Source organism: Pseudazoarcus sp. NS20 (assembly GCF_059703745.1).
This window is the reverse complement of sequence record NZ_BAAKIY010000004.1, coordinates 47,461-61,375: the sequence shown is the minus strand read 5'-3', so window position 1 is coordinate 61,375 and position 13,915 is coordinate 47,461. Positions and strand designations below refer to the sequence as shown.

13 protein-coding genes are annotated in these 13,915 nt (G+C 66.5%); 4 read left to right on the top strand and 9 right to left on the bottom strand.

Features of this window, described 5'->3' with window-relative positions; all coding sequences use genetic code 11:
* Positions 1-82 precede the first annotated feature (82 nt).
* The gene (gene waaA, locus AC6H0W_RS11990) at positions 83-1,345 is read left to right on the top strand and encodes a lipid IV(A) 3-deoxy-D-manno-octulosonic acid transferase (protein ID WP_497577414.1); all 1,263 of its coding nucleotides are present in this window, start codon (positions 83-85) and stop codon (positions 1,343-1,345) included.
* Between the two features lie 319 nt (positions 1,346-1,664).
* Here waaA and AC6H0W_RS11985 read toward each other — a convergent pair whose 3' ends face one another.
* The 6 genes from AC6H0W_RS11985 to AC6H0W_RS11960 all read right to left on the bottom strand — a co-directional run bounded on the left by AC6H0W_RS11985 (position 1,665) and on the right by AC6H0W_RS11960 (position 7,521).
* Positions 1,665-2,960: a TolC family outer membrane protein gene (locus AC6H0W_RS11985; protein ID WP_497577413.1), complete on the bottom strand. Its 1,296-nt coding sequence runs from the start codon at positions 2,958-2,960 to the stop codon at positions 1,665-1,667.
* Positions 2,961-2,972: 12 nt separating this feature from the next.
* The gene (locus tag AC6H0W_RS11980; RefSeq protein WP_497577412.1) at positions 2,973-3,296 is read right to left on the bottom strand and encodes a rhodanese-like domain-containing protein; all 324 of its coding nucleotides are present in this window, start codon (positions 3,294-3,296) and stop codon (positions 2,973-2,975) included.
* A 76-nt stretch (positions 3,297-3,372) separates the two neighbouring features.
* The gene (locus tag AC6H0W_RS11975) at positions 3,373-5,217 is read right to left on the bottom strand and encodes an EAL domain-containing protein (RefSeq protein ID WP_497577411.1); all 1,845 of its coding nucleotides are present in this window, start codon (positions 5,215-5,217) and stop codon (positions 3,373-3,375) included.
* A 64-nt stretch (positions 5,218-5,281) separates the two neighbouring features.
* Positions 5,282-6,424 carry a methyltransferase gene (locus AC6H0W_RS11970; RefSeq protein ID WP_497577410.1) on the bottom strand — a complete coding sequence of 381 codons (1,143 nt, stop codon included), beginning with the start codon at positions 6,422-6,424 and terminating at the stop codon, positions 5,282-5,284.
* On the bottom strand, positions 6,421-7,086 hold the full coding sequence (locus tag AC6H0W_RS11965) for an alpha/beta hydrolase (protein WP_497577409.1): 666 nt from the start codon (positions 7,084-7,086) through the stop codon (positions 6,421-6,423). Before AC6H0W_RS11965 ends, AC6H0W_RS11970 begins: the two co-directional genes overlap by 4 nt.
* 30 nt (positions 7,087-7,116) lie before the next feature.
* The gene (locus AC6H0W_RS11960; protein WP_497577408.1) at positions 7,117-7,521 is read right to left on the bottom strand and encodes an FKBP-type peptidyl-prolyl cis-trans isomerase; all 405 of its coding nucleotides are present in this window, start codon (positions 7,519-7,521) and stop codon (positions 7,117-7,119) included.
* 153 nt (positions 7,522-7,674) lie between these two features.
* Between AC6H0W_RS11960 and dinB the strand changes: the two genes are divergently transcribed.
* Together dinB and AC6H0W_RS11950 are read left to right on the top strand one after the other, a co-directional pair.
* Positions 7,675-8,832, top strand: coding sequence for a DNA polymerase IV (gene dinB / locus AC6H0W_RS11955; RefSeq protein WP_497577407.1), 1,158 nt, complete (start codon positions 7,675-7,677; stop codon positions 8,830-8,832).
* The gene (locus AC6H0W_RS11950) at positions 8,832-9,725 is read left to right on the top strand and encodes a cobalamin-binding protein (protein WP_497577406.1); all 894 of its coding nucleotides are present in this window, start codon (positions 8,832-8,834) and stop codon (positions 9,723-9,725) included. The genes dinB and AC6H0W_RS11950 overlap by 1 nt, the downstream gene beginning before the upstream one ends.
* Here AC6H0W_RS11950 and AC6H0W_RS11945 read toward each other — a convergent pair.
* Positions 9,714-10,847: a M48 family metallopeptidase gene (locus AC6H0W_RS11945; RefSeq protein ID WP_497577405.1), complete on the bottom strand. Its 1,134-nt coding sequence runs from the start codon at positions 10,845-10,847 to the stop codon at positions 9,714-9,716. The genes AC6H0W_RS11950 and AC6H0W_RS11945 overlap by 12 nt on opposite strands.
* Positions 10,848-11,106: 259 nt before the next feature.
* Here AC6H0W_RS11945 and AC6H0W_RS11940 point away from each other — a divergent pair, with 259 nt between their 5' ends.
* Positions 11,107-11,382 (top strand): ComEA family DNA-binding protein, encoded by a 276-nt coding sequence (locus tag AC6H0W_RS11940; protein WP_497577404.1) that lies wholly within the window; start codon positions 11,107-11,109, stop codon positions 11,380-11,382.
* Between the two features lie 24 nt (positions 11,383-11,406).
* Here the strand turns inward: AC6H0W_RS11940 and cobA are convergent, their stop codons facing one another.
* Together cobA and AC6H0W_RS11930 are read right to left on the bottom strand one after the other, a co-directional pair.
* Positions 11,407-12,255 (bottom strand): uroporphyrinogen-III C-methyltransferase, encoded by an 849-nt coding sequence (gene cobA / locus AC6H0W_RS11935; protein ID WP_497577403.1) that lies wholly within the window; start codon positions 12,253-12,255, stop codon positions 11,407-11,409.
* Positions 12,256-12,406: 151 nt separating this feature from the next.
* On the bottom strand, positions 12,407-13,867 hold the full coding sequence (locus tag AC6H0W_RS11930) for a cobyric acid synthase (RefSeq protein ID WP_497577402.1): 1,461 nt from the start codon (positions 13,865-13,867) through the stop codon (positions 12,407-12,409).
* Positions 13,868-13,915: the final 48 nt, after the last annotated feature.

Below are 13,915 nucleotides of genomic sequence, written 5' to 3'. Positions count from 1 at the left end.
GTCGCCGTGGGATCAGACACGGCTTGATTATCGCACGCTGCGGTTCGCTATACTGGGCACCCCGCCGCCGTGGTCGCGCCGCATGCTCGCCCGCCTCATCTACTCCCTGCTGTGGTTCGTCGCGCTTCCCTTCGTCGTGCTGCGTCTCATCTGGCGCTCACGCCGCCAACCGGGCTATGTGCGCGATCTCTGCCAACGCTTCGCGTGCTTCCGTGGCGCGCCGCCCGCAAAATCCATCTGGCTGCATGCGGTCTCAGTGGGTGAAACCCGCGCAGCCGAACCGCTGGTGCGCACGTTGCGCCAGCGCTGGCCGGATCACACGGTGGTGCTCACGCAGATGACGCCAACCGGGCGCGAAACCGCACAGGCCTTGTTCGGCAAAGACGACGGTGTTCACATCGTGTGGCTACCCTATGACCTGCCCTTTCTGGCGCGCCGCTTCTTCATGCACTTTCGCCCGCGCATCGGCATCGTCATGGAAACCGAGCTGTGGCCCAACACCCTGCTCACAGCGCGCGAGCTGGGGATTCCGGTGCTGCTGGCCAATGCACGCCTGTCACAGCGCTCTGCCCGACGCTATGCGCGCTGGCCCTCGCTGGCCGCGCTCACCGTCGGTGCGCTCGATGCCATCGGCGCGCAAACCGCGGGTGATGCCGACCGTCTGCGCAGCATCGGCGCTCGCGATGTCGAAATCACCGGCAACGTGAAGTTCGACATCGACCCGCCCGCCGCCCAGCTTGAACTGGGTGCGCACTTCCGCGCCCTGCGCGGCACCCGCCCGACGCTGCTGGCCGCCAGCACACGTGACGGTGAGGAGGCACTAATTATTGACGCCTTCGTGCAACAGGCGCCTGAAGACAGGCTGCTCATCCTCGTGCCGCGTCACCCACAGCGCTTCGACGAGGTCGCGGCGCTGGTCACCGCCCGCGGCCTGAAGCTCGCGCGCCGCAGCCGTAACGAGGCAATCGACGCAGATACGCGTGTGTGGCTCGGAGACTCGATGGGCGAGATGTTCGCGTGGTACGCCACGGCAGACGCCGCATTGATCGGCGGCAGCTGGCTGCCCTTCGGCGGTCAGAACCTGATCGAGGCCTGCGCCGTCGGCACGCCCGTGCTGATCGGCCCGCACACCTTCAACTTCCTGCAGGTCGCGGAACAGGCCGTCGAATGCGGCGCTGCCATACGCGCCGCAGACGCAGCCCATGGCGTGCGCGCGGCGCTCGCCCTGATAGGCGACGCTGATGCGCGGTCTTATGCCTCGCAGGCCGGGCTTGCTTTCACTGCGGCGCATCGGGGGGCGACGACGCATACGATGCGGATGATCGAGGGTCGGCTGGGGGCTTGAGAAAATGCTCGCGGCTTTTCGAACTTGAGCTTTGAGCCAAGGTGCATGAGTCATGCGCTGGGGTGCTTTCACGTGAGTTCTTTGTTTGGCCTTGACCGGCCGGGATTTCGCCCCGGCCAGTCAAGGCCAACATGACGACCTCACCCCAAAAAACATGAAAAGCGTCGCAGCCCATACCTCCGGCAAACCATCTCTATCGCCGAAAACCACCCCGAGCATTCGGTAAGAGACCAGCGTTCAGCCAAGCCACCTCGGCCAGGATTAGGTTGAGTCGGGTCGGGTCGGGTCGGGTCGGGCACCGATTGGCAGCCACCGCCCATCAGGGCTGCAGCAGCCCGTTGATTTCAGCCAGATCCGGCTCGTCCAGCGAACCTGAAGCCGCCTTCAGCCGAAGTTGGGCCAGGAGCGTGTCGTAGCGCGCACGCGCCAGCTCCTGACGCGTTTCGGCAAGCTGCGTCAGCGAGTTCAGTACATCGATGTTGATGCGCACCCCCACCTCGTAACCCGTTCGGTTCGCATCAAGTGCGGACAAGGATGAAACCTCTGCCGCCTCCAGCGCACGAATGCGTGCCAAGCCGCTCGACACGCCCAGATACGCCTCGCGTGCGGCCAGGGCGGAACCGCGGCGGGCCGATTCGAGTTCGGCATCGGCCTGCACTTTGAGCGCCGCCGTTTCGCGCGAAACCGACGAAATGCGCCCGCCGGCGTACAAGGGCATGTTGAACTGCACGCCGATCGAGCTCGTATCCGCGCGCGGGCTCAAGCCGTTGTTCTGGCGTGTGCCGGAGCCGTGGCTGGCCACCAGATCAAGCGTCGGAAGATGGCCCGCGCGTGCGCGCTCCACCTCGCGCAAGGCGATCTCCTGCTGCAGCGTCTGGATCTGCACTTCAAGGCTGGCGCCCGAAGCGGCATCCACCCAACTGCCCGAGTCCGCCGGCACAGGCGGCGCAAAGCCAACCCCCGGGCGCAAACGTGCAAGCTCGCCCGGCTCACCGCCAATAATGCGGGCGAGCATGTCTTCAGCGACATCCAAAGCAGCTTTGGCGGCAATGACCTGCGCCTGGGCGAGGTCATGGCGCGACTGCGCTTCATGCACGTCGGTGATGGTGACCGTGCCCACTTCAAAGCTGGTGCGCGCAATCTCGAGCTGCTCTTCGGCCGCCTCACGCAATTGCACGACGGCATCCAGCGAATCCAGCGAATTGAGCACGCCGAAATAGCCTTCGGCCACGCGCAGGATGAGGTCTTGTCGCGCCTGACCGAAGCGCACGCCGGCCAGGCTGGTCTGCAACTCGCCCTGCTGGGCGACGATGAAATTCTGCATGCGGAACAGCGGCTGGGTGAGTTGCACACGCCAGGCGTTGCTGCTGTAGCTCTCCGAGGGCATGCCTGACGGGTCGCTCAGGTTGCGCGCGGCGCTGGCCGTCAGGGCGACGTCGGGCAGAAGGCCTGAGCGCCCTTGCACCGCACGCTCCTGCCCGGCCAGCAGGTCAGCTTGCGCAGCTGCAAATTCTGCGTCGTTGGCCAAGGCGCGTTGATAGGTACCTATCAGGTCGGCTGCAGAGGCGGCCATCGAGAAAAGACTGGCAATGCAGGCAACCAAGGTACGCTTCATCAAGAACTCCGATCAATACTGGGGCATGGACGGATCGACATCGGCCGCCCATGCAGCCACGCCACCCGAAAGGTTGATGACCCTCAAAAAGCCCTGACGTTCGAGGAACATGCAAACCTGGGCGCTGCGCATGCCGTGGTGGCACACCACCACGATCTCAGCCTCGGGGTCGAGTTCTTCGGCACGGGCCGGCACGCTCGACATGGGCATCGAGAGCGAACCAGCGATGTGACACGTGGCGAACTCCCAAGGTTCGCGCACATCCAGCAGCAGGGGCGCCGGATGCTCCGGCTGGGAGAGGCGGCGGGAAAGTTCGGCAGGCGCTATGGTTTGCATGAGATTCCGTGCGGTTGTTGCCGGCAGAGGGCCTGCCCGCAAATGCAGGGGCGATTGTAGCGCCCTGCCGCAGGAATCAGCGAATACCGCCTGACTGCGCAGCCTCGAAGGCCTGCAGGTGAAAGCCGCCCGGCGCACCCTTGGCGACCTTCTTGGCGGCGGCTGCCGCGGAAGCCACGTCTTCGGGCGAGCGATATTGCCCCGGCACGACCTCCACCGCCCCCACCGACAGTGCGGTGAGCGGAAAGAAGGCACGAAAGCCGCGGCGGTCCTCGCTTTCGAAGCCGTTGCGATCAAGGTCGGCCTGGTTGAACAAGGAGCGCGCCCGGGCAGCGAACTCGTGCACTGCGCGGCGACAGCGCAGTCCCCAGTCCTCACTCTGGAACAACACGACGAAGTCGTCGCCGCCCACATGGCCGATGAAGTCCTGCCCCTGGTCGCAAGCTTCGAGAATGGTCTGGGCGGCGAGCTTGATCATCTCGTCCCCGCGCCAGTAGCCATACAGATCGTTGTACGGCTTGAAGTTGTTGAGATCGAAGTAGCACGCCGCAAAGCTCGCGTCGGCCGAGAGCAGGCGGCGGATATGTTCGGTGATGGGGATGTTGCCGGGCAGCAGCGTCAGCGGGTTGGCATGGCGGGCAGCCTCGATGCGGCGCTCGGTTACCGCGCGCACCAGGCTTTCGCCCGTGGCGAGGCCGGCGTAGCGCCCGCTGTCGGTGACGATGAAGCCTTCGAACAGGTAGCGTTGATCGTCCCCCGCCAGCATGCGAACCATCGATTCGATGGGCACCGAACGATCCACGCGCAGCGGGCGCGAATTCATCATCCCCGAGCACGCGCGTCGGCCGTACAGATCATTGAAATACGGCTGGGCGTAGCGATCCAGAAAGGTGCGCCGGTCGATCAGGCCCACCGGGTAGTCGCCATCCACCACGGCCACCGCGTGCAAATCCGGCCAGCGGGCGAACACGCGCCGCACCTCGTCGTTGCATTCATCCGTCGGCACGGTGGGCGCCTCGACGATCAGCCTGGCCACCGTGTGGTCGGGGTGCGGGTCGGGCATGGCATTCGGCAGCACGGCGATCTTCGACGAGATCAGCACCGAATCCACGTCCGACGGCAACACCGACGCCGGCTGCTCAAGCGGCCGGCCGAGCAGATAACCTTGGGCGTAACGACAGCCCAGATCGCGCAGCACGGCCAGCTCGGCCGGCGTTTCGATGCCCTCGGCCACCAGCAAAGTGCCGAAGCGCTCGGCCAGCGTCAGCATGGCGCGCACCACATCGACCTTGCGCGGGTCGCGGTGCACATCGCGCGTGAAGTACTTGTCGAGCTTGACGATGGCCGGCCGCAACTGCGACCACAGCCGCAGGCTGGAGCGGCCGTCGCCGAAGTCGTCGAGCGCCAGCCCGATGTCCTGCGCAGAGAAGACGGTGAGCGCCTCGCGCAGACGCTCGGGATGCTCGACGCGCTCGTGCTCGGTCAGCTCGATCATCAGCCGTGCCGGCGCAATGCCGGCATCCACCGCAGCACGGAACAGCAAGGCGCCTCGGTCTTCGGCAAAGGCCTCGATGGCCGGCGCGCCAAGGTTGATGAAAAGTTTGCCCGGCAAACGCAGTTGCCCGAAGGCGGCAATCGCACCCAGCGCCGCGGCGATTTCCAGCTCAAGCAGACGCCCCTCGTCGTGGGCCACGCGCAGCATGACTTCGGGGGATTCCAACGGCGACCCGACCGGACCGCGCATGAGCGCTTCGAAACCGAAGACGGCAACGCTGGTGATGTCGGCAATCGGCTGAAAAACGAAGCGCAGCCGCCCTTCGTCAATGATCGCATCCACGGGAGAGCGCGGCATGGCCAATGCGCCACAAGCGGGCGCATTGGCCTGGAGCGGCGCGAAATCTTCGGCAAGCATGCGGCCCATGGGCGTGACCTCCTGTGGCGGGGATCACATTATTCGGCGCCGCGGTTACAGCTGCGTGACGGAGTCAGCCGGCCACGCGGAGCCGCCACAGAGAGGTGATTTCGTCTTTGCGGGCAGCGTGCAACGGGTCGTCCGGGTCTGAGGCCCGGCCATGCTGCGGGCGCGCGTCCAGCCGGCCGGCCACCTGCAGACCCGCCGATTCGAACGCGCGCTCGAGCTCGCCTTCGGCGCGCAAACCCAGCCGCTCGGCCAGATCCGACAGAATCAGCCAGCCCTCGCCGCCTTCGTCCAGATGCTCGGCCAGGCCAGCGAGAAAGCCCTTGAGCATGGCGCCGTCGGGGTCATACACGGCACGATCCAGCGACGACCCGGCCTTGGCTGGCAGCCATGGCGGGTTGCATACGATGAGGCCGGCGCGACCGGGCGGGAAGAGATCGGCTTCAAGCAGTTCGACGCGCTGGGCGAGCCCCAGGCGCGTGAAGTTTTCACGCGCACAAGCCAACGCGCGGGGTGAAGTATCGGTAGCAACCACACGCTCGACCCCGCGCTGCGCCAGCACCGCCGCCAGCACCCCGGTGCCGGTGCCGATATCGAACGCCAGCGCAGTGCGTGGCAGGGGCGCACGCGCCACCAGATCGACATACTCACCTCGCACGGGTGAAAACACGCCGTAGCGTGCGTGAATGCGCCCGCCCAGCGCCGGCACTTCGACGCCGTTGAGTTGCCACTGATGGGCGCCCGAAGCGCCCTGCAGTTCGCGCAGGGAAACCACTGCTGCTTCGCTTAGATCACCCCACGCCGCGGTGCACGCCGCCACCATATCCGGCGCCCGCCCGAGCGGCACATGCCAGCCGGGCTCGAGCGGAATCAGCAACAGGCCCAGCGTGCGGGCGCGCTGCGCCTGCGCCATGCGGTACAGATGGAAAGCTTCGGCCGGAGCGGGCGCGGCCGAGGCGCGGCGCTTGGCACGGCTGCGGTCAAAGCGCCGCCCCATGGCCTGCAGCAACTGGCGGGCATTGTGAAAGTCGCTCTGCCACAGCAGCGCCGTGCCCTCGCAGGCCAGACGGTAGGCCGCGTCGGCCGACAAGGTGTCGTCGGCCAGCACCACGCGCGCCGGGGGCTTTGCGCCACTCTCGCTGAGCCAGCGGGCAGAGTGCGTCTGCCCTTCGGCGTCGTTCCAGACGATGCGCGGCGCAGCCTCGCTCATCGCGCCAGCACTTTGAGCAGGAAGGCGTGAATGTCGCGCAGCTCTTGCGGCGTGACGGTGTGCACCATGCTGTACGGACGCCATTCGACCGGGTAGCCCAGACCGGTGAGCACGTCACGCGCGGCTTCGGCTCGTGCGAACGGAATCACCGGGTCGGCCGTGCCGTGCGCGAGGAAGATCGGCACGCCGGCGCTTGCTTCGCTGCGCTCGTCCGCGGTGGTGTCGGACAGCGGCAGGTAACCGGACAGCCCTACCAAGCCAGCCAGACGCTTGCCGTAGCGCACGCCCGTCATCAGCGTCATGGCGCAGCCCTGCGAAAAGCCCATCAGCACGATGCGCTCGGCCGGCACGCCGCGCGCGATCTCGGCGTCGATCAACGCGGAGATGTCGGCTTGCGACTCGCGCAGCCCTTTTTCGTCTTCGTTCTTGCCACGCTCGAAGCTCAGCACGTCGAACCACGCGCGCATGCGGTAGCCGCCGTTGATGGTCACCGGGCGCACCGGCGCATGCGGGAAGATGTAGCGCACGGGACCGACCGCCGAAAGGTCGAGCTGGTCGCAAATCGGCACGAAGTCATTGCCGTCGGCACCCAGGCCGTGCATCACGATGATGCTGGCTTCGGGGTTCTTGCCGGTTTCCTGTTCGATGGTGTCGAGAGACATGGTGAACAACCTCGGTTCGTAAGAGAGGGGTCAGCGCAGCACGTCGAGCAGCTCGACTTCGAACTGCAGCGTGGCATTGGGGGGAATCACACGCCCGGCGCCGCGGCTGCCGTAGGCGATGGACGGCGGGCAGGTCAGGCGGGCCTTGGAGCCTACCTTCATGCGCTGCACGCCCTCGGTCCAGCAAGCGATGACCTGATCCAGACGGAAGTCGATGGGCTGGCCGCGGGCGTAGGAGCTGTCGAACTCGCGGCCGTCCATGAAGGTGCCGCGGTAATGCACGCGCACGCGGTCGCGCGCACCGGGGGTCGCACCCTCACCGGCCTGCAATTCCTCGAATACCAGGCCACTGGCGGTGGTCACCGGCTCGGCAAATGCGGTGGGCGCGACCAGCGTCGCGGCGGCAAACAGCACGGCAGAAAGAAGGCGGGTCATGCGGGGCCTCGCGCTAAATTGGATACGGGCCGCCATCATCCCTGCTTGCGCTGGCACGTGCAACGTGACGCCGCCCGCAGCGCTTGCGCACACGCACGGCGAGGCGCGGTTTCGGCGTATCCTCGCGCCTGCAACCGACCTTTCCTGCGCACCATGAACAGCCCGTCCCGCCGCATCGCCCACCTCGACATGGATGCCTTTTACGCATCGGTCGAGCTGCTGCGCTATCCCGAACTGCGCGGGCAGGCGGTGGTGATCGGCGGCGGCCGGCAAGGCGAGCCCGAGCGACTGGCAGACGGCACGTTGCGCTTCGCTCGCCTGGCCGATTACGCGGGGCGCGGTGTGGTCACCACCTCGACCTACGAGGCGCGAGCCTTCGGTGTGTTCTCGGCGATGGGCATGATGAAGGCCGCCAAGCTCGCGCCCGAGGCCATTCTGCTGCCGCCCGATTTCGATGCTTACCGCCACTATTCGCGCCTGTTCAAGGCTGCCGTGGCCGCGATTGCGCCGTGCATCGAAAACCGCGGCATTGACGAGATCTACATCGACCTCAGCGACATCGCGGAAGACACCCTGCCGCTGGCGCAACGCATCAAGAGCGCCGTGCGCGAAGCCACCGGCCTGTCGTGCTCGATTGCGGTGGCGCCGAACAAGCTGCTGGCCAAGATCGGCTCGGAGCTTGACAAGCCCGACGGCCTCACCATTCTGACCATGGCCGACGTGGCCACGCGCATCTGGTCGCTGCCCGCGCGCAAGGTCAATGGCATCGGGCCCAAAAGCGCCGAGAAGCTCGCCGCGCTGGGGCTGGAGAGCGTGGGAGACATCGCCCGCGCCGAGCCCGCCCTGCTGCGCGAACACTTCGGGCGCAGTTACTCGGAATGGCTTCTCGACGCCGCCAACGGGCGCGACGAGCGCCCGGTGGTGACGCATTCCGAGCCGAAATCGATCAGCCGCGAGACCACCTTCGAGCGCGACCTGCACCCGCGCAGCGACCGCGAAAAGCTCAGCGGCATCTTCACCGCACTGTGTCAGCGCCTGGAGGGCGATCTTGAACGCAAGGGCGTGGCCGGCCGCACCATCGGCATCAAGCTGCGCTACGCCGATTTCAGCACCGTCACGCGCGACCTGACCCTGCCGGCTGCGGTGGCCGATGCCGCCGCCATCCGGCGCGCGGCCGGCGAGTGCCTCAAACGCGTGCCGCTCGACCGCCGCCTGCGCCTGCTCGGCGTGCGCGTGAGCGGCCTCGGCCCGCCCGCACAGGCGTCGGCCGAGCCGGCGCAGGGCGAGCTGCCGTTGGCGGAGCGGCCGTGATGCGCGCACTCTTGCTTGCCCTCGCCCTGCTGCTGGCCGCGCCCGGTCACGCGCAAGAAATTCGCGTCATCGACGACGCCGGTCGCGAGCTGCGCTTGGACGCCCCCGCGCGCCGCATCATCAGTCTCGCCCCACACATCACCGAACTGCTGTTCGCAGCCGGCGCGGGCGACCTGCTGGTCGGAGCGGACGAATACAGCGACTACCCGCCCGCAGCCCTGAAGCTACGCCGCATCGGCCGACATTCCAGCCTCGACCTGGAGGCCATTCTGGCGCTCAAGCCGGATCTCGTGATCGGCTGGGCCAGCGGCAACCGCATGCCCCAACTACAGCGGCTCGAAGCGCTGGGCATCCCGCTCTACCTGAACGAAATCCGCCGCATTGACGACATCGCCAACACTATCGAAACCATTGGCCGCCTCACCGGCAGCGGGCAGGCCGGCCCTGCTGCGGCAGAACTGCGCGAACGCGCCTCGGCACTGGCCGAACGCATGCACGCAGGGCCGCGCCTGCGTGTGTTCTATCAAATCTGGAATCAGCCGCTGATGACCGTCAATGGCGAGCACCTGATCTCTCAGGCCATCACCCTGTGCGGCGGGCAGAACGTGTTCGCTTCGCTGGCGGCGATTGCACCGACGGTGGGGGTGGAAAGCGTGCTGCTGGCCGACCCCGAGGTGATCGTGGCCAGCGGCTCAAGCGACGAGCACCCGAAATGGCTGGGCGACTGGAAGCGCTGGCCACAGCTCGCTGCCGTCGAGCGCGGCAACCTGTTCGTGATACCGCCCGATCTGGTGCAACGCCCGACGCCGCGGTTTCTCGACGGAGCGGAGCGCCTGTGTGAAGCGCTCGGTGAAGCGCGCGGCAAGCGCCGCCTCGATCCCTCAGCGCGCTGAGCGCACGCCACCACGGCTGAGGTAATACACCTCGCGCCACTGCCCCCGCGTGGCCGACCACCACGCGCGGTCGAGCTCCCAGGCGAGGCTGGCGAGCAGGTCACCAAGGTGGCGCTCGGCCACCGAATCCTCCACGAAGGAATCCAGCACCGGCACCTCCTGCAGTGCATCGAGGCGCTCGGACAGCGTCGGGTGCAGGCCGTCTTCCGCGCCCTCGTCACCCAGCAGGTAATCCTCACGCTCGGCCGAGGGCAGAAAGCCGGCCACCATCCCGAACCCCATGTCACGGTATGGCCGCACCGACGGCCGCGGGCGCTGTGCGCACTGCGCCATCACCTTCACCCAGTAGTCACAGCGCAGAAAACGCTCGCGCGCGGCCACCTCGACCAGCGTCTGAGCAAGCAGCGGCGCACCGACCGAGCTTGCCGCTGCGCGATCGGCCTCGAACTCTTCAAGCCGGCACAGGGCCTGGGCCTGCACCACATCGCATTCGGTCAATCGGTCAATTACATGCCCAAACAAGGGCAAGCGCTCAATGCAGTTGTCGAGCGCCCGAAACCACCATGCCCGCGCGTGGCAGGCCCAAGCGTGCCGCCCTTGCCGCTGGCATGCGAGATGGCCGAATTCGTGCGCCAGAATGGCACTCAACTGCCGCTCTGACACGCTGTGCACCAGCGGCAGGCCGATGAGCAGGTGGGTTTGCATTGCGCCGTACAAGCCCTTGGCCGGGCGCTGCAGCACGGCCGCGTTCATGTCACCGGTGATCCACAGGGCATCGATGCGTACGCCTGCGAAATCTCGCGCCACGCCATTGACAAGATCGTGCAGGGACGGCGCCAACTCGGGCGAGAGCACCACACCGAGCGGCATGGGATTGGATGCGAACACGCACGCCCCAAGGCGCGCCGTAAGCCAGCAGGACGAGGCGCACACCGCCAACCACCACAGACTGGTACCCCAGCTTTTGCTTGTGGCGGCTTCGTGCCACCACCACAGCGCGTTGAACGTCAGCACGGCGAGGCCGCACAAGGTCACGAGCAAGACGGCCAAGCCCGCCACGGCTCGACGTGTGAGGCGGTCAGCCGCCGCTACGCGCTCAAGGGCTTGCGAATCCGGTTTCAAGCCTGCCCCCTTCGTGAACAAGGTTTTGAATATAGGCGGAAGAGTCCGGCGGATGGACCTACCTCCCGCCAACCGTGAACAAATGCACACCCAGCCCAGAGCCAGTACACCGACTCCGCACAGATATGCCAAAGCAATCCAAGCAAAACAACCGACCGAACTATTCCAGACGATTAACCAAATCGCAAACAATTTACTTGTCATTAACGACAAATGAATATATTTATGTCTCGCCATGTGGCAAAACCGGAGATTCAACATGAAGAAACTGTTTGGAGTTCTTGCGTTTGCACTGCTGCTCTCGCCGCTGCTGAGCTTCGCCGCAGTCAACATCAACTCTGCTGACGCTGTGGCACTGGAGCAGATCAAGGGGGTCGGCCCGGCCAAGGCCGCAGCCATCGTCAAATACCGTACGGAAAACGGCCCGTTCAAGACGGTTGACGATCTTGTGAATGTGCCGGGGATCGGCGAGAAATCGGTCGAGCAACTGCGCAGCCAAGTTACCGTCGGTACGCCGGCCGCCAAACCGAAGTGACGAAGTGAGGGCTATCGAGCGGGCTCAGCCCCGCTTGGAGTCACGATGCACGCCGGCACAGCCGGCGTGCTGCGCTTCGCGCACCTCGCCCCCTGAAGGGCGGAACCATTCCAGCCGCGGGTACAAACCCACCACGCCACCGATCACGGTGAGGGCGGGCGGGCGAATGCCTGCGTCCTTCACCTTGCCCGGCAGATCCGCCAGCGTCGCCACGCACACGCGCTGCGCCTCCGTGGTGCCGCGTTCGATCACGCCCGCAGGCGTCTCCGGCGGCAAACCGTGCTGCATCAGTTCCGCGCAGATGTCGGCCAGTCGTGAGATGGCCATGTAGATCACCAGCGTCTGGTTCGGGCGCGCCAGCATCGGCCAGTCCAGATCCAGCGCACCGTCTTTCAGAAAGCCCGTGGCGAACACCACCGACTGCGCATGCTCGCGATGCGTCAGCGGAATGCCGGCATAGGCCGCAACCCCCGCCGCCGCCGTCACCCCCGGAATGACTTCGACGGTGATGCCGGCTTCGACCAGCACCTCCATCTCTTCACCACCTCGCCCGAAAATGAACGGGTCGCCCCCTTTCAGGCGCACCACGCGCCGCCCTTCTCGGGCAAAGCGCACCAGCAGCGCGTTGATGTCATCCTGCGGCAGCACGTGGTCAGCGGCCTTTTTGCCGACGTACACGCGCTCGGCCGACTCGGGCGCGAGTTCTAGGATGCGCGGGCTGACGAGGTTGTCGTACACCACCACGTCCGCCCCGGCCACCAACGTGGCGCCGCGCAGCGTGAGCAATTCCGGGTCGCCCGGCCCTGCGCCGACCAGATACACGCACCCCGGCTGTGGACCGGGGCGGGCGTTGCGGATGTCGGGCAAGGGCATGAAAGGCTCCAAAGGTTAAGGCGCGGGAGCATCCCGCAAACAGGTTGGCAATTCAAGGGACAGCTGGGATTGCCTCGTCGGGCAAAGCCTCATGGATCAAGGATAGTTGCCCGGGAGGATGACTTGCGCCGGCTGGCGCAGACTTATCGAATCACGCCTGCGCTCCAGCGCACGCGCGCAGCATCGCCTCGACATCACAGTGTGCCTCTACCGCATCGGCCAGCCGGTCGATATCCGCCTCGCGCCGCGCCGCCAGATCCACCGTCACGGCATCGCGCGCACCGGCCCACGCCAGCAGCGCGCCGAGAGCTTGCGGCGTGTCGAACAGGCCATGCACGTAGCTGCCCAGCACTTGCCCGTCGGCCGAGCACGCCCCTTCGAGGCGCCCGTCGGCCAGTCGCAACAAGGGGTGCTCGAGCCCCTCGCCATGGCTCACGCCCATGTGAATCTCGTAGCCGCGCACCGGCGCGTCTGCCCCGAGCCACGTGCCTTCCACATTCCTGAGCTGTTTCCCGGCTTCCAGCACGGTGTCGAACTCCAGCAGCCCCAGCCCCTCACTGACGCCGGGCGCATCCTCCAAGCCCTGCGGGTCGGCCACGCTGCGGCCGAGCATCTGAAACCCCCCGCACAGCCCCGCCACGCGGCCGCCATACCGCAGATGGCGCCGAATGGCAGCGTCCCAACCCTGCTCGCGCAGCCATGCCAGATCGGCGCGCACGTTCTTCGAGCCCGGCAGCACGATGAGGTCGGCTGGCGGGATGGCCTGCCCCGGCCCGACCCAACTGAAATCCACCTGTGGGTGCAGGCGCAAGGCGTCGAGATCGGTGTGGTTGGAAATGCGCGGGAACACCGGCACCGCAACCTTGAGCAGCGTCTCGCCCTTCTCCACCTCGCTGCCGGAAAGCGCATCTTCCGCGTCAAGAAACAGCCCGTGCAGATACGGCATCACACCGAACACCGGCTTGCCCGTGCGTGCTTCGAGCCAATCGAGCCCCGACTGCAGCAGCGCGATGTCGCCGCGAAAGCGGTTGATGACGAAGCCCTTCACGCGGGCCTGCTCGCTCTCCGAGAGCAATGCCAGCGTGCCGACCAGATGTGCGAAGACGCCACCACGGTCGATGTCGGCCACCAGAATCACGGGCACGTCCGCCGCCTCGGCAAAGCCCATGTTGGCGATGTCGCGGTCACGCAGATTGATCTCGGCCGGGCTGCCGGCGCCTTCGATGAGCACGCAATCGAATTCCGCCAGCAGACGCTGCCAGGATTCCATCACCGCCGTCATCGCGATGTACTTGTAGTCGTGATACGCCCGCGCATCGAGCTGCGCCACCGCGCGGCCATGCACGATCACCTGCGCACCGGTGTCGCTCGACGGCTTGAGAAGGATGGGGTTGAAGTCGATGCGCGGCTCAACACCTGCCGCCACGGCCTGCAGCGCCTGCGCCCGGCCAATTTCGCCTCCGTCCACCGTCACTGCCGAGTTGAGCGCCATGTTCTGCGGCTTGAACGGCGCCACGCGCACCCCGCGCCGCACCAGCACGCGCGCCAGCCCCGCCACCAACGTGCTCTTGCCCGCGTCCGACGTCGTTCCCTGCACCATCAAGGCCTGCATGCACTGTGCTCCTGGTTCGTTCAACCGCCCTGCGTGATATGTTCGCCG

What these genes read in the sequence shown, in the direction of transcription:
- waaA (WP_497577414.1), top strand. Translation starts at nt 83, where the DNA reads ATGCTCGCCCGCCTCATCTACTCCCTGCTGTGGTTCGTCGCGCTTCCC.
- AC6H0W_RS11985 (WP_497577413.1), bottom strand. Translation starts at nt 2,960, where the DNA reads ATGAAGCGTACCTTGGTTGCCTGCATTGCCAGTCTTTTCTCGATGGCC.
- AC6H0W_RS11980 (WP_497577412.1), bottom strand. Translation starts at nt 3,296, where the DNA reads ATGCAAACCATAGCGCCTGCCGAACTTTCCCGCCGCCTCTCCCAGCCG.
- AC6H0W_RS11975 (WP_497577411.1), bottom strand. Translation starts at nt 5,217, where the DNA reads ATGGGCCGCATGCTTGCCGAAGATTTCGCGCCGCTCCAGGCCAATGCG.
- AC6H0W_RS11970 (WP_497577410.1), bottom strand. Translation starts at nt 6,424, where the DNA reads ATGAGCGAGGCTGCGCCGCGCATCGTCTGGAACGACGCCGAAGGGCAG.
- AC6H0W_RS11965 (WP_497577409.1), bottom strand. Translation starts at nt 7,086, where the DNA reads ATGTCTCTCGACACCATCGAACAGGAAACCGGCAAGAACCCCGAAGCC.
- AC6H0W_RS11960 (WP_497577408.1), bottom strand. Translation starts at nt 7,521, where the DNA reads ATGACCCGCCTTCTTTCTGCCGTGCTGTTTGCCGCCGCGACGCTGGTC.
- dinB (WP_497577407.1), top strand. Translation starts at nt 7,675, where the DNA reads ATGAACAGCCCGTCCCGCCGCATCGCCCACCTCGACATGGATGCCTTT.
- AC6H0W_RS11950 (WP_497577406.1), top strand. Translation starts at nt 8,832, where the DNA reads ATGCGCGCACTCTTGCTTGCCCTCGCCCTGCTGCTGGCCGCGCCCGGT.
- AC6H0W_RS11940 (WP_497577404.1), top strand. Translation starts at nt 11,107, where the DNA reads ATGAAGAAACTGTTTGGAGTTCTTGCGTTTGCACTGCTGCTCTCGCCG.
- cobA (WP_497577403.1), bottom strand. Translation starts at nt 12,255, where the DNA reads ATGCCCTTGCCCGACATCCGCAACGCCCGCCCCGGTCCACAGCCGGGG.
- AC6H0W_RS11930 (WP_497577402.1), bottom strand. Translation starts at nt 13,867, where the DNA reads ATGCAGGCCTTGATGGTGCAGGGAACGACGTCGGACGCGGGCAAGAGC.